Raw genomic sequence first — 19120 nt, 5'->3', positions numbered from 1 at the left:
AACATGTCCCGGTTCTAATAACTTCCTCTGGAAGAATAATTATGTGATGAATAGTCACTTGTGCTGTCGTTTACAGAGTCCTGAAAATCACCCGTAATATCTACTGAATGAGGAGTTACTAAATAAATGTAACCACTGATTTTCTGAAGATTTCCTGAAATAGCATAGCAACCGCCAATAACTGAATCAACAATACGCTGTGCTAAATCAATTTTGATACCTTCTAAATTAAGTACAACTGACTTGCCATCTAATAATGTATCGATAATTTCTTTTGTAGTTTCATAATGTGTTGGTTTGATAACGCATACTTCCATATCTGTTCCTGATGAAGAACCCCTCATAGGTACAACCTTACTGTTTCTTGAACTTCTAGAACTTCTTATGGATTGAGCGGCTCTGCTTCGTGTGTGTGTTGTTGAACGTGGAGCTTCTTCTTCCTCCTGACGTTCAGCTTTTGCGGCAGATCTTCTGGATGGTGTTGGATGATCTATTTCTTCTTCGATTTCATCGTCAATATCATCATAGTAATCATCATCATATTCATCATTATAATCCATTGTAAATACGCTTTTTATTTTATCTCCAAATTTTGACATATTATTCTCCTAATTTAAATATTATAGTTTCTTTCTCCAAAAATTCCGGTTCCAACTCTAATCATTGTTGCTCCTTCTTCTATTGCAACCTGGTAGTCACCAGTCATTCCCATTGAAAGCACATTCATACTAACATTATCAATGTTTTTCTCTGTTATGTCAACCGATAATTTCTTCATATTACGGAAATATTCTCTATTAGTTTCAGGATTATCCGTATATGGCGCAATTGTCATTAAGCCTTTGATTCTTACATGCTCAAGTTTACTTATTTCACGTACTAATTGTTCTGTTGTCTCAGATGTAATACCAAACTTACTTTCTTCATTTGCCATGTTAACTTCAATAAGAATATTGGCAATTTCATTTTTCTTTGCAAATTCTGTTTCGATTTGATTTGCAAGTCTTAAAGAATCAACAGAGTGGATTAATTCAACTTTACCTACAAGATATTTAACTTTATTTCGCTGCAAATGACCAATCATGTGCCATCTTATGTCTTTGGGTAAAATCTCGTATTTTTCAGTTAATTCCTGTACTTTATTTTCACCATAATCTAAAACTCCAGATGGTAGAGCCTCTTCTATTGCTGTGTAAGGTTTGGTTTTGCTTACTGCAATTAAAGTAACTTCTTTTGGATCACGTCCAACTTTCTCGCAGGATTTAATAATGTTTTCTTCTACCTGTTTTATATTTTCTAGTATCATTTATATTCACCCTTTCTATTGGAAAATTATCTGATTTTCTGAAACTTTGCTTGCATCTAATACAATACGGTCATATATTTCAAGACCGGATGTTTCATTTGCCACAATGTAATACTCATCTAAAGTATCTAATATGTTAACAATTGTAAATACTGTGTAACCGTTATTTATATTGTAAACGCCCATAAAATCCCTTGTTCGTTCAACTACATAGCTTGAATGTGAATCGGATTTTGTTATCACATCGCCCGGTTCAAAATAAGACTGGGCTACATAGTAGTTGTCATCGTCGCTGTATGCAATCGGTGGATAGTATATTTCAGATTGATTAGTTTTTGAATTCTGTAGGTTAAATCCTATACTGTTGCCATTCTCACCTTTTTTGCTATATTCTTTTGGAATAACATATAATTTGCTTGTAACAACTGAAGATTTAGGAACTTTTAATCCGGATACAGGTGTTTCAACAATTTCTATATCCAAAAATCTGTCTGTTGCATATCTTATTGCATATTTAGATAATGTAATAACACCATATTTCTTCTTGTCTTTTCCTTTTACAATCTTGAAATTAGCTGTTGTTGTTAAATTGTCCTTCAAAAACTTAACTGAAATTTTTGAAGTTTTTTTGTATTTTTTTATATCGCTTTTGTTAAACTTTAAAACAATGTTCCATTCTTCATCATTTATTGTTTTATAAATAGGTGAACCTTTTTCTATTTTGTCACCTGAAGAAAAATGAGCTGTTGTATAATGATTTTTATCAAAGTCGGACTCTTTAACTCTCTTAGGTGTTATTGTTTCGTAATCATCAACTCTATATAGCACTATACCTGTTGCCTGAGATTTCTGAATTGAAAAAATATCACCTTTTTCTTTTGCCATCTTTTGTAAAGAATTCATATTTATTAAGTCAACAACCGTGCCCTTAATTGTGCTTTTAAAATCATATACAGATGAAAAATCCATGTCATCAAAATTATTTGTAAAATCATTTAATAAATCATTTATTTTAGAGAGATTTTCATCTGTCAGCTTAGAATTATCTTTGCTGGAATCTAAAAGAATGTCACTTAACTGACCTGTTGAATCAATACTATATAAAGTAGAGTTCTTTGACACCCTTGAACCTTCTCTTATAAAATAATCAATGTAACCTGTCTGAGAGGCATATTTTATAATTTCTTTTCTAAGGGCAATTCCATGATAAGAATTGTCCAATTTCTCTGCGTTAGAACCTGCATTTACTTCGTAGTATTTTGTCCTTTCTGTTGTAAAATATATAACAATATTTATAAACAAATATATTAAAATAAGACCGAATATAACGATTCCAACATTAATATTTAAAAATTTAGTTTTTTGTCTGTCTTTTTGTGTACTCATATATAATAAGTTCTCCTTAAACCTCATATAATTATCGTATAAAATACATTGTAAGTCAACTAAAATAGGCTGTTTTAAATAAAAATAGGCTGTTTTTTAATAAAAAAACTATGAATGTATTTTTTTGTAATAATGGGAAAACATATAAATATGCTGATAAAGGAGGTAAGTATATGAATTCAAAAGGATTAGACTATTTTGCATTAGTTGTTACTATAATAGGTGCAATTAACTGGGGACTTATTGGTTTTTTCAAATTTGACTTGGTTGCATTTCTATTTGGCCAAATGTCATGGATTTCACGAATTGTTTATGCAGTAGTCGGTTTATGTGGATTATATTTAATTAGTTTATTTGGAAGAGTATTATCTCTTGGAGAAAAATAACTAAATATTACATTAATAAAAGGAAGTATCTATGCTAAATATCGTCATTAACCAACTTGCTAAATGATGTTAACATTTTCACTTCCTTTTATTGATTTAGTATTTAATTCTTATACATTTCACGCCATTCTAAGTCACCACGATTTAATGACTTAATTAAAAGCTCTGCTGTAGCAACATTAGTTGCTAACGGAATATTATGAATATCGCATAAACGAATTGCTTTGTGTATGTCCGGCTCGTGAGATTTTGGATTTTCAGGATCTCTTAAAAAAATTAATAAATCCAAGTCATTTTGTTCTATCTGAGAGCACATCTGCTGTTCACCACCTAAATGGCCGGCTAAATATTTGTAAACATTTAAATTTGCTGCTTCCTCAATTAATCTTCCTGTTGTGCCTGTTGCGTATAATGAATGCTGACATAAAATTCCCCTATATGCTATGCAGAAATTCTGCATTAGTTTTTTCTTAGAGTCATGTGCAATTAATCCAATATTCATAAACATCCTCCTTATATTTTTCAGTATATTTTTGCTTTATTAAAGCATGGCTTTCGTTCTTTGTAATCCTATATTTAATACAACACCTATACCAAAATACAAACTTAACAATGATGTTAACCCATAACTTACAAATGGTAAAGTAACACCTGTATTCGGTAAAAGCATTGTAGCAACTGCTATGTTTACAAGAGTCTGGGTTCCTATTAAAACACCAAAACCATAACAGAACAGCCGTCCCGAATAGGTTGGAGCCCTAGAGCCGGTTATAAAACATTCTAATACAATAAGTAATAATAATATAATAACCGCAGCACCACCAATAAAACCTAACTCTTCACCAACAATTGTAAAGATAAAGTCAGTATGGGATTCTGATATTAAATTACCGTTTTTTACTGATGTAATATCGTTATTATCAAGTCCCTTACCTGTTAAGCCACCGGAACCAATGGCAAGAAGTGAGTTCTCCTGCTGATAACGTAAATCTTTTGCTTTGGCGTTATCTTCCTGAAAGAAACCAACAATTCTTAAATATTGATAGCCATGTAATATTTTGTTATTAGGCTGTGATACATAATATCCTAAAACCAAAACAATTGGTATAGATATAATTATAACTCCGGTAACAATCTTATAATGAATTCCCGATAAGAACATTATAGCACAAAATGTTATAAAAATAACTATAGTTGTTGATAAATCCGGCTCTAAAAATATTAAACCGAATACCATGGCTGCAAATAATGTAACACCGGCAATTGTTTTAAATGTATTAAGTGTTTCTCTTTTTTTATACAAATAGGTTGCAACGAATATAATAAGGAATACTTTTGCAATTTCAGACGGCTGGAATTGAACAAAGCCCAAATCTATCCATCTCTTAGCTCCCTTGCTTGTTGTACCGGCAACCATAACAAGTGCAAGTAAAACAATTGTTGCTGCATATATTAACCAATAAAACTTAAAAACAAATTTATAGCTTAGCAATGTAAAAATAATAAGAACAATAATTCCAAGTGCAAATCCTAGAATTTGTTTAAATTGGAATTCTTCTCCTTCTGTTGCACTTCCAATACAGAAAATTCCTATAAATGTTACTGCTAATACATAAATCAGTAATCTAAAATTCAAATTAGATAATTTGTAGTTTTTAATTGTGCTAAATATTTTTCGTATCATTAAACCTTAACCTCTTTAATTGGTATGTTTGCCATTAGACATGGCCCTTTCTCATGATGTATTTCAACAATACAATTATCTGTATCAATTTCAATATATTTTGAAATAACCCTAATTAAGTCCTTCTTTATGGACTCAGTTGTGTATGGGTTACATCCAATTCTATCTGTTACTAATAATATTTCTAAACGCTCCTTAGCAATTTTACTTGAACGTTTACGTCTGAATAGTTTTCTGAAAATCATCTTGTTACCCCCTTACCGAAAAGTTGCTTGAAAAACATTAATGAAAATTTGTGTTCTTCTTTTTCATAAAGAGGATATGTACCTTCGATTTTCTCTGCAATTTTGTTGATTGCTTTTCCGGATGATGTGTTCATGTTTACTACGGAATCACCTTTATTTGTTGCGATAACAATATTTACATCGTCATTTATGCAACCGATAACATCGCTGTTAAGAATTTCTTTTACGTCCTGACCTGACATCATTTCACCTTTTCTAATAAGGTCAGGTCGTAACTTATTTATTAATAAATAAATAGGATTAATGCCATCTTTTTCAAGAAGTCCTATTATTCTGTCAGCATCTCTTATAGCCGAAACTTCAGGTGTGGTTACAACAATTGCTTTTGTTGCACCTGCAATGGCATTTCTAAAGCCCTGTTCAATACCGGCAGGACAGTCGATTAAAACATAATCAAACTCTTCTTTTAAACATGAAGTCAAATCAATCATCTGTTGTGGTGTAACTGAATCTTTATCTTTGGATTGGGCACTTGGTAATAAATACAAATTGTTGTATCGCCGGTCCTTTATAACAGCCTGTCTTAATCTGCACGTCCCTTCAAGTACGTCTACAAGATTATAAACTATTTGATTTTCAAGTCCCATAACCACATCTAAATTACGAAGACCAATATCTGTATCTATTGCGATAACACTTTTTCCTAATTTAGATAAAGCTATTCCTAAATTGGCGGTGATGGTTGTTTTTCCAACACCTCCTTTTCCTGAAGTGATTACAATTACTTCTCCCATTATTCCCTCCTAAAATAAAATACTTATATTATCTTTTGTACTTTATTTTGGAAAAAATTAATCCTGAGTAGTATTTTTCAAATCTTCACTTTTAACAGCTTTCTTTAAATCTTTATCAGTAAGTTCACCATAATAATACTGTACACAGTTCTTTGCCAATTCTGCTGAATCATGTGATGAGTTGGCAAAAGGTAATACAGTTGATATAGCAATCTTTGGATTGTCATAAGGCGCATAAGCCACAAATAAAGCATGGGAATTACGATGCAAATTCTCCTGAGCAGTACCGGATTTACCGGCAAAAGTTATTTTAGTATCTGTAAAATAATTACGCACAGTACCTGATGTAACTACCTGTCTCATACCTGAATGAATTGCATTCCATGTACTTTGTGATGCTTCTACCTTATTTGTCATTTTAGCTTTGTTGTTTAAAACAAGTTTACCTTTTCTTGATTTAACTTTATCAAGTAATGTTAAATTATAATTTTTACCGCCGTTAGCTACTGTAGATACATATCTTGCAAGCTGCGCCGGTGTATAAGCGTTACTACCCTGTCCAATAGCTGAATGGACAGCACTTTCTGTTGAAAAATGAGGTTCTCTCTCAGTAATTTCAACACCTGATTTCATGTTTAAGCCAAGTTTAGTGGCATATTTTTCCATTTTATCAAGACCAACTGCACTGTCATAGGATGTGCCATTAGACTTACCTAATCTGTAACCCATTTCGTAGAAGAAATAGTTACATGAATTTGCCAAAGCTTCACTAACGTTCTGATATCCATGTGTTCCCTTTGGATAAATCCAACATTTTGGTGACGGTGTTATCTTCTTAAACACACCTGTATCATCAACTGTACTACCAGGTGTAATAATACCTTCAGATAATGAAGCCAAAGCAGTTGTCATCTTGAAAGTTGAACCTGGAGCTGTTGCACCCTGAGTTGATCTGTTATACAAAGGATCTGACTGGTCATCAATTAATTTTGCCCAATATTCTGAATCTACAGAACCTGATAACATATTATTGTCATAACTTGGATATGTTACCATTGCACGAACATCACCATTTCTTGGATCTGTAATTACAACCGAACCTGAACATGGATCAAGAGCAATCTGTGCCGGTGTAATCTTTAATTCTTTTATCTGCTTTACAATAAAGCGGAAAGTCTGATATTTATCAAAGGTTGACAAAGTGTTATAAGCACTCTGGTCCATTTTCAGAACCTTCTGATCAAATAAAAGCATACATATTTCACTGCCGGATATTGTTGAGTCATTAATCAAATACTTAACAACAAGCTTACCAAAAGATGTATTTTTCTTAACGTCTTTTATAATATGATTTACAATTAAATCATAAGTTTCACTTGTTGAAAGGTACTCGTCCTGTACATCAAGGTTATCTAAACTAATCCAGTTCTTCTTTATTGCATATTTTATAAATGCATTTATACTAATCTTTCCATCTACATATTTATTATAAGTGGAATCGTTAGTATCTATGGAAGATGAAATTAATATACCATCATTCTTAAGTAAATCATAAATATAATCACAATATTCCTGAAATTCTGAACTGTAGTCATTATAAACTGCACCGTTAGAATTTAAGTCGGCCTTTAATTTGGCTGTGGCTGTCTGGACACCTGATTTGTATTTACTATATACTCTTGCTTCGTTTGTTGTAGATTTCTTTGATAAGTGTTTCAAACTTACTACATTGTTAGTTACAAGCTGTGCATATACTTTTTTTACAGGTATATAATGCAATTTTTCATCTGTTTCTTTTGATTCATCAATATCATAGTTTACAATTTCTGATATTAAAATTGACGCTATTTTTTTCTCAAGCATTGTATAAACAGCTTTTTGCAATTTAGAATCAATTGTTAGGTAAATGTCATTACCTGCAGCAGAATTTTTCTTTGATATAACACTTAAAACTTTTCCAGTGTTGTCAACAAATATTTTTTCTTCTCCACGTTTTCCCTGAAGATATTCCTCCATTGAGGATTCAAGACCTGATTTACCAACTATATCACTTGCAATATAATTTTTGCCCTGTTTTTTGTATTCTTCTAACTGGGCATCTGAAATTGTTCCTGTATAACCGATAATAGGAGCAAAATATTTGCTCATATTATATTTTCTAATTGTCTGTTCTTCTACTGTAACCCCTGTTAAGTCAGCTTCATTTTCAGAAATACCAACCATTGTTCCATTTGACACATCAGTGGCAATTGTTACACCAACATATTTTTGTGATGATATGGCATAAACATTGTATCTGATTGCCAAAATTTTAAGTAACATTTGGTCACTACATTTTTCTGTAACTTCAAATAAATCATTTTTCAAATAAGAAATGATTTCACCTACTGAAGCATTTGAATAATCATGGTTGTTTTTCTTTAAGGTTTTACCAAAAAGATTTGTCATAAATAATTTCTTTGATGCATCAGATGTGAAATTTTCTTCCCATTTTCCATCATCATTTAATATAATTGGAAAATCTACTGAAATCTTGTCACCGTTTTTTTCGATTATTTTAATTGCTTTTGATACAATAGCATTTAACTGACTATTCTTTTGGTCAGAACTGTCGATTTTATCTTCAATTCTTACGGCATAAGCTAATTCATCATAAGCTAAAACTTTGCCTTTTTTGTCCAAAATCTTTCCTCTTGTACCTGATTTATAAACAGTTTTCTCAGATTTTTGAATATATGTGCTCATGTAATAATTTTCGTTAATTATCTGTAAGTCAAATATTCTATAAATCAAACCTGAAAATAAAGCTATTATTATTACGCTTACGATAAATATTCTTGATTTAATTATTTTTAAAATTGTATATAAAAAATCACTTATCAAAACTTAATGTACTCTCCTGTTTTATTGTTAATATTTTTTCATTTAATAAATAAAATAACTTATAGAATAAAAAGGCTATAAATGTTGTGGCTATCATTTCAGGGAACATTATCTGCCAGAAATAAAAAGAAAAATCTAATTTATTTCTCAATATAAATCTAAAAGTGTAAACTAACAGATTGTATATTAAATCATTAGTAAAAACTAAAACCATTGGCATAAAAACATGGTCGCTGTAGAACATTTTTTTAAATAAGCCACTGAAAAAACCTATATACATATAAATTAATGCATATAAACCAATAACATCACCAAAGAAAATATCCACAAGTAAACCACATATTAAGCCTGTAACCGTTCCATAATTGCAACCACGCATAAAACCAAATATACAGGTTACAAATAAAAGCAGATTAGGTGTGGCAACAATGTTAAAGTTAGCCAGCGAAAATTCACTTTGTAATATAAATGCCATAATTATAATTATTGCTGTTATAATAACTCTAATAATTCTGTGTTTCATGAAAAATCCTTCTATTCATTAATCCTTTAAAACTTCTTTTAATTTTGTAATAACTAAAACTTCATCAATATGCTCAAAGTCTACAATTGGCATTAACTGACCTGATTGGGTAAGTTCGTTTGCATCTTTCTTTGTTTTTGTAACGTAACCTACAGGTATACCCGGTAGAAATTTGTTACTAATTCTTGATGTAACAACCAAATCACCTTCTGAAACTTTTGTTTTTTGTGGAATTTCAGTTAAATTCATGTATCCTTTTGTAATAAGTTTCAAATCACCACTGGCAATTGCTGTGTCGGATGTATTAGCGAAAGATACACTTACACTACTTTCATCATCTATAATTGCACGAACTCTTGCGTAGTTCTTTCCTACACTGGATACAATTCCAACAAGGCCACCACCACTTATAACATTCATGTCAACTTTGATGCCATCATCACTTCCTTTATCAATTGTAAATAAATTAAAGTAATTACCTGTGTCTTTACCAATTACTCTGGCAGCAATTTTTTTATAAGTTGAGTAATCCTTGTCTAATTTGTATAAATCCTGTAAACGTGTAAGCTCATATTTGTTTTGCGCAAGCAAACTGTTTTCCTGAGATAATTCGTTTACCTGCCTCTTTAGTTTTGCATTTTCACTTTTTAGGGATTTAACTGATTTTAAAAGGTCGGCTTTGTTAGTAAACCAGCCTCCAATAGAATTTACTCCGTCCTGTAAAGGTATAACCACTGTTCCTGCAACTGTTTTTATTGGATTTGAAAAACTAGGTGCAACTACAGAAAGTATAAGCGAACCTATACATAACAGAGTCAAAACGAATATTAAAATTTTAGGTTTTATATTTATCTTACTTGGCTTTTTCATATTAATCACCTTATTCTTTTTGTTATATTTTCCTTTGTCTATTATTTAGAATGTGCTTTCTTTCGGCTCATACATTAATTTACGGTATTTTGAATCTGACATAATAATCGAAATACCTCTAATTACTGACTCGCCCGGATTTTTAATAACATTCACATTCAAGTCTGTTTCTTTTTTGATTAACTTATCTAAGTTCTTAATTGATGATGAAGCACCTGTTAAATAAATACCTGCATCAACAATATCAGCAGTAAGTTCCGGTGGAGTTCTTTCTAAAAGATTCTTTATTGCATCAACAATATCATCAAAGAACTGCTCTATTGCTTCATAAACAGTATCCTTTGAAATACCTCTTTCAGATGGAAGACCTGTTATAACGTTTCTTCCGTATACATAAAAGATGTCCTCGTCTGTTACACCGTCTTCCACATACATTGCATCAGATAAAGCTATTTTAATCTTTTCAGCTGTTTTTAAACCTATTAAAATATTATAACGCTTCTTAACGCTTTCACAAATTAACTGGTCTAACATATTGCCACCAATCTTAACAATTCTGCTTATTACTATACCACCATGTGATATAATAGAAACTTCGGTTGTATCAGCACCAATATTAACAATCATGTTACCTTTGGAGCTTGATATGTCTATGCCTAAACCAACAGCATCTGCTATTGGCTTTTCTACGATTTTAATTTCTCTCGCCTTAATATCTGACTTGGCAACTACTTCATAAAATGCTCTTTTTTCAACTTCTGTAATGTCTGCAGGAACTGCAATACAGAATCTACCCATTTTACTGCCTCTTGGACCTGTTAATTTTTTGAAGAACTGCTCAAAAAGCATTTTCATTTTCTTTAAGTCAGCAATAACACCATACTTAATAGGAAATACTACTTCGATATTATCAGGAGCTTTCTCGTACATTTTAAAAGCTTCATCACCTATTTCAAAAAGGTCTGTTTTATTTTTTATTGCTATAATATTTTTTTCATTTAAACTTGTTCTGGTAACACCATTATAAATTTTTATATTGCTTGTACCAAAATCTATTCCGTAAACGCTTTTACTCATGTTTAATCCTTTCAGCTCAGTTTCAATGACTTAATTTCTGTTAAATCATTTAGTTTGAATTCAAGTTTTTTTCATAAAGCCTATATTAGTTTCAAAGCTCGTAAACTGGAATAAGTATTATCACCAATAATAATGTGGTCAATTAATTTAATTCCAATCATTTTTCCAGCTCTTTGAACCCTAATGGTACTGTTGATATCATCTCTGCTGGGTGTTGGGTCACCACTTGGATGATTATGTATTAAAACAATGTTTACACAATTACATCTTAAAGCCTCAACAAAAATTTCTCTTGGAGAAATTAATGACTGATTAATGGTTCCTGATGTAATTAGTTTATCTTTAATTAATTTGCATTTAGTGTCAAGGAACATTACATGCATTTGTTCCTGTTCTAAATGTCTTAATCTTTCCATATAATAATTTGAGATTAATTCAGGAGTTTCAAACTTCACTGAATTATTAAAATTTGACATGGAAATTCTCTTAGCAATTTCTACAACAGCTAGAATCTGTATTGCTTTTACTTTGCCTATACCGTTAATTTTGGTAAGTTGTTCAAAAGAAATACGTGTTAGTGACAATAAACCGTTGTCACTGTCTATTAAGGAGGACGATAGTTCCTTAACATTTACGCCTTTTGTACCATTTCGTAAAATCAACGACAATAATTCGCTGTTGCTCAATGTTTCAACACCATATTTTAATGATTTCTCATATGGTCTTTCATCTTCCGGTAATTGTTTAATTGTATTATTCATTTCTCAACCTTTCCGTTCTCTCCAAGTACAGAAAGTTGTGAAAATTTTAACCTTTGTTATTGTAGCACAATAAAAAAAGCATGTATATGTTTTTTACAATAAAAGACAAATAAAAATTTTTTACTATTTTATTGTAATTAAATCGTCATCAACCATGTTCTGGAATGCTTTTAATATTCCAAGTTTTGCATGCTGCCAGGTAAGACCTCCCTGAAAATATACAGCATAAGGTGGCTTAATTGGACCATCAGCACTAAGTTCAATTGAAGAACCTGACACAAAAGCACCTGCTGCCATAATTACAGGAGCATCATAGCCCGGCATATCCCATGGCTCAGGAGTTAAGTGACTGTCTACAGGTGCTGCTGCCTGTATGCCTTTACAAAAAGCTATAACACATTCAGGTTTTCCAAATTCTATAGCCTGTATAATGTCGTGTCTGCTTTCTGTTCCGTTTGGAATTACATTAAAATTATATTTTTCAAAAAGATTTGCCGCAAAAATTGCACCCTTTAAGGCACTTGCCACAACTGTCGGTGCCAAAAACAAGCCCTGATATAAAAGACTCATAACACCTAAGTTAGCGCCAACTTCTTTACCAAGTCCCGGTGTTGTAAGGCGATATGAACAATTTTCAACACAATCCTTTGTACCACAAATGTAACCGCCAATAGGAGCAAGACCGCCACCCGGATTCTTTATTAATGAACCTACTATCATATCTGCACCTACGTCAGATGGTTCTATGGTTTCAACAAATTCACCGTAGCAGTTGTCTACCATAATCTTAATTTCAGGCTTAATATCCTTTATAAATTTTATTACATTACCGATTTTTTCTACAGATAATGTAGGTCTTGTTGCATATCCTTTGGAACGCTGTATACCAATTAAAGTTACACCGTCTAATTTGTTTTTTATGCCTTCTAAATCAAACTCGCCGTTCTCAAGCAAGTCAACCTGATCGTACTTTACACCATATTCAGCAAGACTTCCTTTTGATGGTCTTATACCGATAACTTCTTCTAAAGTATCATAAGGTTTTCCACTTATGTACATAAGTTTATCACCCGGACGTAAATTAGCAGACAAGGCTAACCCAAGTGCGTGTGTACCACATGTTATCTGTGGTCTTACAAGAGCATCATCTGTGTGGAAAACATCAGCGTAAACTTTTTCTAATGTATCTCTGCCTATATCGTTATAGCCATAGCCTGTTGTTGTGTTAAAGTGTTCCTCTGCCACTTTATTTTTTTGGAAAGCAGATACCACCTTCAACTGATTGTACTCTGCAATTTTGTCAATTTTTTGAAATCTTTGTGATAAATCGTTAATAATTTCATCTGATATATTTAATACATCACTGTTTATGCCCATTCTTTCATATTGTTTCTGTATCTCTTTGTTTAAATTATCCATTTTTTTACCTCTGTATAATACTTTATTTTCTTGTTTGAATAATAACTTTTATTTGTCAATTGCATATAATTATTATTTAATTATATAATTTGTAAATTAATAAAAGTTAATAATTTACTTTGTTAAATAATCTTTACCACTAAATAATTTCTTTGTTTTTTAAAAAATTTAACATTTCATTTAAGACCTTTAATCTGTCATAATTAAATTCATCTATATTTAGCATTGTTACATCTTTTTCTCTTCTAAACCAGGTAAGCTGTCTTTTAGCAAAATGTCTGGTATTTTTTTTGATTAACTCTTTTGTTTCATCTAAAGATGTTTTTCCGTCAAAGTAATTAAAAAGTTCTTTATAGCCGATACCCTGCATAGAAACCAAATCCCTTGTGTAGCCTTTGGCAATTAGTGTTTCCATTTCTTTTAAAAGACCATTGTCAAACATAATATCAACTCTTTGATTTATACGATTATATAATTTATCACGTTTGTCATTTAAAACAAAATAAGCAAAATTATAAGGTGATTTGTTTTCGCGTTCTTTTTCATTATGTTCTGATATTTTTTTGCCTGTTTGTTTATAATATTCCAAAGCCCTAATGACACGTTTTAAATTATTACAGTGAATTGCAGCGGCAGATTCATGATCAACCTCTTTTAACATATCGTGTAAAAAGGCATTACCTTTATCCTTTGCAAGTTGTTCTAAATATTCTCTGTATTCATAATCTGTTTCTGTATCATCAAAATTAATATCATATAACACAGCCTGTATATAGAAACCTGTACCACCAACTATAATGGGAATCTTACCACGGCTAGATATATCATTAATCGCCTTTGTGGCCAGTTTCTTAAAAATGTGTACATTAAATTCTTCTTTTGGCTCTAATATATCTATTAAATGATGGGGAATACCATCGGTTTCTTCTTTTGTAATTTTAGCAGAACCTATATCCATCCCCTTATAAACCTGAATGGAGTCTGCACTGATTATTTCTCCATTTATTTTTTTTGCTAATTGAATGGACAAGTGGGTTTTTCCTACTGCGGTAGGACCTGTTAGAATAACTAATTTATTCATTTTTTCTCCTAAATTATTCGTTTAAACTTCTTTTCTAATTCATATTTGCTCATGGAAATTATAGTTGGTCTTCCGTGAGGACAATTATATGGATTATCTAATTGCAGAAGCTGTTCTATTAGTTTGTCAGCCTCTTCATAAGACAATTTGCTATTCCCTTTAACAGCTGCCTTACAGGACATTGACGCAATTTTTTCATTAATTATGTCAGGCACCATTTTGCCTGTTTCATTAGAAAGATTGTCAACTATGCCCATTAAAACATCTTCGCTGTCTAAAGTGTAAAGGTCTGATGGAACTGCTCTTACAGCATAATCCTGACCACCAAATGGTTCTATTTGAAAACCTATATTTTTAAAGTTTTCTAAATATTTCTCCAGTAACTGACTTTCACTCATAGACAAAGAAAGTATGATTGGAGGATTAATCATCTGACTGCTAATTTCTTTATTTTCCAGTTTGTTCATAAGAGATTCAAACATTACTTTTTCATGCGCTGCATGTTGGTCAATTATATACATTTTGTCGTTATATTCGACGATCCAATAAGTGTCAAATACCTGACCTATTATTTTATGCTTTGGCTTTGCCACTTCACTTAAAAAGTTGTCATACTCTTCAGTAAGCTCTCTTTGAACCATTTTATTATTTGTAATATTATTGATGCTATTTGCTGTTGTGTTATAATTAACATCTTCTTGTAAGGTATTGTTTCCAAATTCAGATGGTGTCATATTTAACTGGTTTGCACCAGTGGTTAAATTGCTATTTAAACTACTATTAAAGCCTGTGTTCAAATCATTGTTTAAATTATTATTTCCCAAATTATCTGGCTCTTTTGGTCCTTCGCCAAAATTATAAAAATCATATTTTACATTTGAACTATTATCGTTTGATAAGTTGTTATTTATTGAATTAACAATATCCTGTCTTTTATTTTCAAAAGGTTCAGGGATGTATTTTATCTGTTCAGCTTTTTCTACATTCTTCTCGAAAGTAACATCAATAATATTTGGCTTTTCTATTAATGCATCATTGATGCATTCTGAAATCATAGGATAAATACTTTCTGATTTCCTGAAACGTAATTCCATTTTGGACGGATGTACATTTACATCTAAATATTCAGGTTTAATTGTAAAATCAATTACCGTAAATGGATATTTGTGCTGCATTAAAATAAATTTATAACCATCTTCTATTGCTTTTGAAATTATATTGCTTTTAATATATCTTCCATTAATAAAATAATTCTCGAATGTTCTGTTTCCTTTGGAAATTATTGCTTTGCCAATATAGCCTGAAATTTTCATAAAGTCATTTTCTTCGTTTATCTCCAGAATATTTTCAGTAATTTCTCTTCCATAGATGCTGTAAATAACATCTTTCAAGTTACCATTACCTGAGGTATGAATTTTGATCTTACCATTACTTTTAAAACTTATTGCAATTTCAGGATGGGATAGAGCAATTTTTTCAATTATATCAGATACATAACCGGCTTCTGTTTGAGCAGTTCTTAAAAATTTTCTTCTGGCAGGTGTGTTAAAGAAAATATTATTAACAATAAATGTTGTGCCCACAGGGATACCGATTTCTTCAAAACCAACTTCTTTTCCACCTTCAATTCTATAGCGGATTCCTTCCATGGCATCAGCTGTTCTTGTTAGAAGTTCAACCTGGCAAACTGCTGCTATACTTGATAAAGCCTCACCTCTAAAGCCAAGAGATGAAACTGTAAGCAGGTCCATGGCAGTTTTAATTTTGCTTGTGGTGTGTCGTAGGAAAGCAATTCTTATGTCCTCCTTGTTTATGCCTTTTCCATTATCAGTTATTCTAATGGATTTAGTACCGCCTTCTTCTATTTCCACTGAAATTCGTGTAGCACCTGCATCAATGGAATTTTCCAGTAATTCTTTAACTATTGAAGAAGGTCTTTCGACTACTTCACCTGCTGCTATTTGATTGATTGTACCTTGATCTAATTCTTTTATTATTCCCATATTATTCCTTTACCAACGGTTTTTTAACTGATTTTGTAATTTAAATAAATAATTTAATCCTTCAATTGGTGTCATTTCACCTAAATTCAATTCCTGAATTTCTTTTATTATTTCATTTTCATTTACTGCATCAAATAAAGTCATCTGGTGCGCTTCTAAATCATCGTTAATGGATGGAAGCACGTTTGTACCAGGCTGTAAGGAAGCTGCAATATTCTTTGCCTTTGCAGTAATATCTGCATTACTTAATTCTGCAACTAATTCCTTTGCCCTGTTTAAAACACTGTCAGGGACGCCGGCAAGTTTTGCTACCTGTATACCATAACTTTTATCTGCACCGCCTTTGATGATTTTTCTTAAAAAGACGATATCATCGCCCTGTTCCTTAACGCTAATACAGTAATTATTTACACCTGGTAGAGTTCCCTCTAATTCTGTCAGTTCATGATAATGTGTAGCAAACAATGTTTTAGCTCCAAGAATTTTCTTGTCACATATATGCTCAACAACAGCCCAGGCTATTGATAAACCATCAAAGGTACTTGTACCTCGTCCAATTTCGTCCAATATTAAAAGGCTGTTTGCAGTAGCATTTCTTAAAATATTTGCCACTTCCGTCATTTCAACCATAAATGTACTTTGTCCACTTGCCAAGTCATCTGAAGCACCTACTCTTGTGAAAATCTTATCGCATATAGAAATATTAGCTTCTTTTGCAGGCACAAATGAACCTATTTGAGCCATTAAAACTATTAAGGCTGTTTGTCTCATATAAGTTGACTTACCTGCCATGTTAGGACCTGTTATAATGGACAATCTGTTTTTGTTTGTATCTAAAAATGTATTATTTGATATAAACATATTGTCGGGTATCATTTTTTCAACCACAGGATGTCTGCCGTCTTTTATGTCAATAACACCTTTTTCATTTATCTTTGGTTTTACATAGTTATTATGTTCTGCAACATAGGCTAAAGAAGCAAAAACGTCAATTTTCGCTATGGCTTTTGCAGTCATTTGAATTCTGTTAATCTGATTATAGATTTCATCTCTTACTGATGTGAAAATATTATATTCCAATGAGAAAAGCTTATCTTCAGCACCAACAATAATTTCTTCCAGTTCTTTTAATTTGTCAGTTGTGTATCTTTCAGCATTAGTTAAAGTCTGCTTTCTAACATAATAATCAGGCACAAGATTTTTAAAGGAATTGGATACCTCTATGTAATAACCAAATACTTTGTTAAATTTGATTTTTAATTTGGTTATGCCTGTTTTTTCTTTTTCCTGAGATTCTAAATCAGCAAGCCAACCTTTGCCTTCTGTTTTAGCAGAGCGTAACTTATCAATTTCTTCATTAAAACCGCTTCTTATGATACCGCCTTCCTTTATATTAATCGGTGGATCATCTGTAATTGAATTAGTAATTAACGAAGTTATATCCTCTAATGTATCAAGTTGCTCATATAATTCTATAAATAAAGGTGATTTAAAATCCTTTATAATATTCTTAATATGCGGCAACATCTCCAATGACGTTTTAAAAGCGATTAAGTCTCTTGGGTTAGCTGACTTGTAGGAAATCTTACTAAGAAGTCTTTCCAAGTCATAAATTGGAGATAAATACTCTCTTAATTCGTCTCTTGTTATAATGGATTTATTTAACTCTTCAATTACTTTTTGTCTGTTGATTATTTTTTCTTTAGAAATTAGTGGCTGTTCAATGTATCCTCTTAAAGTTCTGGCACCCATTGCTGTTTTTGTTTTATCAAGTACCCATAAAAGTGAACCACGTTTTTGTTTTTCCCTTAAGGTTTCACATAACTCAAGATTACGTCTTGTAGATGTATCAAGAATCATAAATGTACTTGTTGAATAAGGTACTAACTTAGATAAATGTGTTAATGAATTTTTCTGTGTTTCATACAAATATTTAAGTAAGGAACCTGATGCTATAACACCAAGTGACATTTCAGAAATTCCAAGACCTGATAAGTCCATGATTCTAAAATGATCTTTTAAAACTTCTGAACAGTTATTTTCGTCAAAATACCATTCTTCCAGCTCAAATACTGAAATGGAAAGTCTGTTCTTAATATCGTCAATATCCATACCACACATTAAAAATGCATGATTACAGATGATTTCAGTAGGCATGAATTTATTGATTTCATCAAGAACATTTCTTTCAGAATAAACTTCTGTTACATAATAATCACCTGTAGTAACATCAGCTATTGATATGCCAAACTTACCACCGATATACGCAATTGACATTAAGTAGTTGTTTTTGCCTTCGTCCATTGCAGTAAGGTTTAAATTAGTACCCGGTGTAACAATTCTTGAAACTTCTCTTTTTACTAAGCCCTTTGCAAGTGCAGGATCTTCTGCCTGTTCTACAATACAGACCTTATAACCTCTTGTAACTAATTTATTTATATACATGTCAACGGCATGGTAAGGAACACCGCACATTGGTGCCCTCTCCTCTAAACCACAACTTTTACCTGTTAAAGTGATTTCCATAACTTTTGATGCTTCTAAGGCATCGTCAAAAAACATTTCATAGAAATCTCCTAAACGATAGAAAATTATACAGTCTTCATGCTGTTTCTTTGTTTCTAAGTAATTTTTCATCATTGGTGTAAGACTTTCAAAATGATTGTCCCACACATCTTTCATCATTTGCGGTAAACTCATAA

Annotated in this window: 17 protein-coding genes; 1 reads left to right on the top strand and 16 read right to left on the bottom strand. The window is 31.6% G+C overall.

Features of this window, described 5'->3' with window-relative positions; all coding sequences use genetic code 11:
* Positions 1 to 14: 14 nt before the first annotated feature.
* From DW006_RS06780 to DW006_RS06770, 3 genes are read right to left on the bottom strand one after another with little or no spacing between them, the layout of a single operon-like run.
* Positions 15 to 599: a cell division protein SepF gene (locus tag DW006_RS06780; protein WP_117999603.1), complete on the bottom strand. Its 585-nt coding sequence runs from the start codon at positions 597 to 599 to the stop codon at positions 15 to 17.
* Between the two features lie 14 nt (positions 600 to 613).
* Complete coding sequence (locus DW006_RS06775) at positions 614 to 1306, bottom strand: YggS family pyridoxal phosphate-dependent enzyme (protein WP_117999602.1); 693 nt, start codon at positions 1304 to 1306, stop codon at positions 614 to 616.
* 15 nt (positions 1307 to 1321) lie between these two features.
* Positions 1322 to 2692, bottom strand: coding sequence for an HlyD family efflux transporter periplasmic adaptor subunit (locus DW006_RS06770; RefSeq protein WP_117999601.1), 1371 nt, complete (start codon positions 2690 to 2692; stop codon positions 1322 to 1324).
* A gap of 173 nt (positions 2693 to 2865) precedes the next feature.
* On the opposite strand from DW006_RS06770, the gene DW006_RS06765 reads away from it, so the two are divergent.
* On the top strand, positions 2866 to 3078 hold the full coding sequence (locus DW006_RS06765) for a DUF378 domain-containing protein (RefSeq protein WP_022166109.1): 213 nt from the start codon (positions 2866 to 2868) through the stop codon (positions 3076 to 3078).
* 103 nt (positions 3079 to 3181) lie between these two features.
* Here DW006_RS06765 and DW006_RS06760 read toward each other — a convergent pair whose 3' ends face one another.
* The 13 genes from DW006_RS06760 to mutS all read right to left on the bottom strand — a co-directional run bounded on the left by DW006_RS06760 (position 3182) and on the right by mutS (position 19118).
* On the bottom strand, positions 3182 to 3580 hold the full coding sequence (locus tag DW006_RS06760) for a methylglyoxal synthase (RefSeq protein ID WP_022166108.1): 399 nt from the start codon (positions 3578 to 3580) through the stop codon (positions 3182 to 3184).
* A gap of 39 nt (positions 3581 to 3619) precedes the next feature.
* Complete coding sequence (locus tag DW006_RS06755) at positions 3620 to 4762, bottom strand: FtsW/RodA/SpoVE family cell cycle protein (RefSeq protein ID WP_117999600.1); 1143 nt, start codon at positions 4760 to 4762, stop codon at positions 3620 to 3622.
* Positions 4762 to 5007, bottom strand: a complete 246-nt coding sequence (gene minE, locus DW006_RS06750) for a cell division topological specificity factor MinE (RefSeq protein ID WP_117999599.1) — start codon at positions 5005 to 5007, stop codon at positions 4762 to 4764. Before minE ends, DW006_RS06755 begins: the two co-directional genes overlap by 1 nt.
* A complete protein-coding gene (gene minD / locus DW006_RS06745; protein ID WP_117999598.1) occupies positions 5004 to 5801 on the bottom strand; it encodes a septum site-determining protein MinD in 798 nt (265 codons plus the stop codon). Before minD ends, minE begins: the two co-directional genes overlap by 4 nt.
* Before the next feature lie 57 nt (positions 5802 to 5858).
* Positions 5859 to 8684, bottom strand: coding sequence for a penicillin-binding transpeptidase domain-containing protein (locus DW006_RS06740; protein WP_117999597.1), 2826 nt, complete (start codon positions 8682 to 8684; stop codon positions 5859 to 5861).
* Positions 8674 to 9207: a rod shape-determining protein MreD gene (gene mreD / locus DW006_RS06735; RefSeq protein ID WP_022166104.1), complete on the bottom strand. Its 534-nt coding sequence runs from the start codon at positions 9205 to 9207 to the stop codon at positions 8674 to 8676. Before mreD ends, DW006_RS06740 begins: the two co-directional genes overlap by 11 nt.
* 18 nt (positions 9208 to 9225) lie before the next feature.
* Positions 9226 to 10077, bottom strand: a complete 852-nt coding sequence (gene mreC / locus DW006_RS06730) for a rod shape-determining protein MreC (protein WP_117999596.1) — start codon at positions 10075 to 10077, stop codon at positions 9226 to 9228.
* A 45-nt stretch (positions 10078 to 10122) separates the two neighbouring features.
* Complete coding sequence (locus DW006_RS06725) at positions 10123 to 11154, bottom strand: rod shape-determining protein (RefSeq protein ID WP_199521889.1); 1032 nt, start codon at positions 11152 to 11154, stop codon at positions 10123 to 10125.
* A gap of 80 nt (positions 11155 to 11234) precedes the next feature.
* The gene (gene radC / locus DW006_RS06720; protein ID WP_117999594.1) at positions 11235 to 11915 is read right to left on the bottom strand and encodes a DNA repair protein RadC; all 681 of its coding nucleotides are present in this window, start codon (positions 11913 to 11915) and stop codon (positions 11235 to 11237) included.
* A gap of 123 nt (positions 11916 to 12038) precedes the next feature.
* Positions 12039 to 13334: a methionine gamma-lyase family protein gene (locus DW006_RS06715; RefSeq protein WP_117999593.1), complete on the bottom strand. Its 1296-nt coding sequence runs from the start codon at positions 13332 to 13334 to the stop codon at positions 12039 to 12041.
* Positions 13335 to 13473: 139 nt separating this feature from the next.
* A complete protein-coding gene (gene miaA / locus DW006_RS06710; protein ID WP_117999592.1) occupies positions 13474 to 14415 on the bottom strand; it encodes a tRNA (adenosine(37)-N6)-dimethylallyltransferase MiaA in 942 nt (313 codons plus the stop codon).
* 8 nt (positions 14416 to 14423) lie between these two features.
* Entirely contained in the window at positions 14424 to 16418 is a 1995-nt protein-coding gene (gene mutL / locus DW006_RS06705) for a DNA mismatch repair endonuclease MutL (RefSeq protein WP_117999591.1), read from the bottom strand.
* A gap of 9 nt (positions 16419 to 16427) precedes the next feature.
* Positions 16428 to 19118, bottom strand: a complete 2691-nt coding sequence (gene mutS, locus DW006_RS06700; RefSeq protein WP_117999590.1) for a DNA mismatch repair protein MutS — start codon at positions 19116 to 19118, stop codon at positions 16428 to 16430.
* Positions 19119 to 19120 lie beyond the last annotated feature (2 nt).

Origin of the sequence: Eubacterium sp. AF36-5BH, from assembly GCF_003460505.1 — a bacterium.
Classification (GTDB): domain Bacteria; phylum Bacillota; class Clostridia; order Lachnospirales; family Lachnospiraceae; genus Eubacterium_G.
Note: the sequence above shows the minus strand (reverse complement) of the source record. Positions and strands in the feature narration are given on the sequence as shown.